Raw genomic sequence first — 2,960 nt, 5'->3', positions numbered from 1 at the left:
CAAGGGTTTGAAAGATTAATACATGGACATATATTGTTCGCGTTCCCATGGGTGAACTTGTGTTCTAAACATATCTTCGCCTTTCGTTTTTTTTCAAAAAGATACATAAAGGCTTATTTAACAACGCTTTCTATAACCTGTATACAAATTTCTTTTAGGTTATTTGACCTTTTTATTTTTATTTGGTGGTCAGAATGTGGTCATTTTTTCATAGTGATACATTCATTCTTTTTCATCTATAACGAAAACCAGTTCGAATTTATGTTAATATATGGATTGATTACATTTTTAGAGAGAGGAGTGTTTTGAATGACAAAATGGGAGAGAGGTAAATTGCATAAGAAAAATATTTTATTCTTTTACTGCCGGCATTAATTATAGGAATAATTTTAATAATATATCAATATCATCATTCAAAGGAATTTAACGCTTATGTACTTTTAGTACCCTTGGTTTTCTGGCTGTTCTATTATAGTTGGGTATATATTGAAAAGAGGCAAATGAAGAAGTAAGAAAATAACTAACATGTGGCCATAAAACTATACTAACTCCAGGAGGTATTTAGGGTTGAACATAAATATCAAGGTTCACTTACATTCAAGAGAAACTAATTTCTTGCAGAGTGGAAGCTTCCCCGTTCCTAATTCAGATTATAAGAAGGATCCAGATTGGGCAGCTGCCATTGCCGCATATGAATGGATTCAGAAGATTAAGTCAGAATTTGCAGCTAGCAAGGATTCTCGTATAGTTCAAGTGATTTATAACGATGATATGATATTACGGAGTTAGTTAAGAAGGTCAAGCCTATCAGCATTTGTTATGTAAAAGATATATAGAGTACCTTCTATCAGGAATATATGTTATATTTACCATTAATATAATTTCTTAATTATGGGTTATATGGAATTAATAGTGATTTTTAAAAGAAATCAAAAGACTATTTTTACGAAAAAGATAATAATTCATACTTACGAAATACATAGAAGGAGAGATTTTGTGTTCAAGTTTGTAAAAATATTTTTTGTTGTACTTCTTTATTGGTATGTTGTACGGTACCAGAAAAGTTCCCCGGCGGATTTTGTATTTTATTTGGCCAGTATCTTGTTTTTTTTATCAATTATTTTTAGTTTGTTTTATAAAAATAAGCATAGGGTGAACATTTTTTTAATCATTGCACTATCAAATCTTTCAATGATTTTTGCACTATACGCTCATTTTTTAAGCGGGATTCTAACATTTTTCACTTTTTCTTTAATTCTATTTTTTTACTGTTTTGTATTTATTTCCCTTAAAAAAGATTAATAGTATGTTAGTATAAGACTCGCTGCTTAACCGAAAACATAAAAAGGGAGTTTTGGAAAAACATGAAAAAAATTTCAATCTTAATGAGCTTTATCCTACTTGTAGGAAGTCTAGCATTCTCTATTCCGAGTAGCACAGCATTAGCAACTTCAGGTTCAACAATCATACCTGAAGATGGTATGGAGATTATTACGGATACTGAAGAAAAATCTGAGTACATATTGACAATCTTGGGTGTTCAAACACGTTATATAGAAACAACTGAAACAATTGATGAAAACACAATAATAATACACACAAAAGTTTATAATGAAGACAACCATGAACTTATACAAGACTTTTCAACAACTCTTACTAACGATAAAATAGTAGATCAAGATGTAATTCTTTTCGAAGAAATACCAGAACCTAAAACACAGGAAGAAGCGAGTGGTTTTTATCCAATGGCTTCTACAAGTGGTAACAAATCAATGGTTACAATATTGAACATTAGTTACACTAAGAATTTCACTACTGGTAAAGGTACTGCTCGTTATCTAAAGGAACCAAATAAAACTGCTAAATTAGCAAGTTCTAAACCTTTTAATACATATGCAAATAATGTGGATTCTCTTAGAGGTACTGAGAGTTCAACCACGGTTGGTTGGCTAGTTTCTGGATTTAGTGGTGGTTCATTAGTAGCAGGGAAAATAATTTCTTGGGCAACAGCGAAAACAATATTGACAAAAATTGCAGGACCAGTGGCTGTCGTTAGTAATGCTGTGGCATTATCTTCATGGTTCTATTATTATAATAAACTTGAAAAAAGTTGGTCGAATTTAAAATAATATAAAAAAGTTGTGTGTGAACTATATGATCAAAAGTAGACAGCTAAATTAAAGATTCAAGGCTACTGCTATAAGATGACTTCGGCAATGTGATCCGGGGTCATCTTTTTTTAAGCTCCGATTTAATTATTCCCTCATAATAGTCCTTAATTACCGTAGCATCATGTAAGGCATTATGTTCCACTCCATCTATTCCAGCAAACTCTTCACGATTAATATTAGTATCAATTCCCTTTACCTTTTACAAGGTACAAATATCAAATCAAGCCCTTCACTAATGAGAAGGGCTTTTTTTAATCCTCTACAATCACACTAATAACTTCATCGAATTTAATTTTCTCAAAGGAACTATCTCTCTTCTGAATGCGTAACTCTTTTGTGACAGGATGAATGTACACACAATAACCATCCAATTCTTGTGGACTTCCCTCGTTATGTAATCTAAATCTTATCGGTAAATGATATTCCATTGCATAATGAATGTTGTTTTCAAACTCTTCAACCTGGTATTCATCAAGGATAGGTTTTTTATTTAAGAAATAATCAACCTCACCTATTTTTTTATTTAAAGCTTTATGTTCCGGCATAATCAATGCTGACTGCCATTTAACAAGCCTCTATCACAAATTGTCCCCATCAGAAAAATCCCTCCTTTACTTCCATTATATACGAACTAACGTTCTTATGAAAGGCAGAAAAAATTTCCTTCCCCAAATAAGTTCTGGCTAGAGAAATGTTGATTTTCGAACAAATAAAAGAGACCACTTATTGTAGTCTTCCTTTATGCCCTATGGAACTAAACCAGCTAATAGGATGTCAATATCTTTATCT

At 31.7% G+C, this 2,960-nt stretch carries 3 protein-coding genes; 2 read left to right on the top strand and 1 reads right to left on the bottom strand.

What is annotated here, in order from left to right; genetic code table 11:
- Nucleotides 1–567: 567 nt before the first annotated feature.
- Both ACFVSH_RS24830 and ACFVSH_RS24825 read left to right on the top strand, forming a co-directional pair.
- A complete protein-coding gene (locus tag ACFVSH_RS24830) occupies nt 568–789 on the top strand; it encodes a hypothetical protein (RefSeq protein WP_353871725.1) in 222 nt (73 codons plus the stop codon).
- A 575-nt stretch (nt 790–1,364) separates the two neighbouring features.
- Entirely contained in the window at nt 1,365–2,129 is a 765-nt protein-coding gene (locus ACFVSH_RS24825; RefSeq protein ID WP_387708409.1) for a hypothetical protein, read from the top strand.
- Nucleotides 2,130–2,422: 293 nt separating this feature from the next.
- Here the strand turns inward: ACFVSH_RS24825 and ACFVSH_RS24820 are convergent, their stop codons facing one another.
- On the bottom strand, nt 2,423–2,716 hold the full coding sequence (locus ACFVSH_RS24820) for a YolD-like family protein (protein WP_387708407.1): 294 nt from the start codon (nt 2,714–2,716) through the stop codon (nt 2,423–2,425).
- Nucleotides 2,717–2,960 lie beyond the last annotated feature (244 nt).

Source organism: Peribacillus sp. NPDC058002 (genome assembly GCF_042886655.1).
In the GTDB taxonomy this organism is placed as follows: domain Bacteria; phylum Bacillota; class Bacilli; order Bacillales; family DSM-1321; genus Peribacillus; species Peribacillus aracenensis.
The sequence above is the reverse complement of the archived record's forward strand: the minus strand, read 5'-3'. Positions and strand labels throughout refer to the sequence as shown.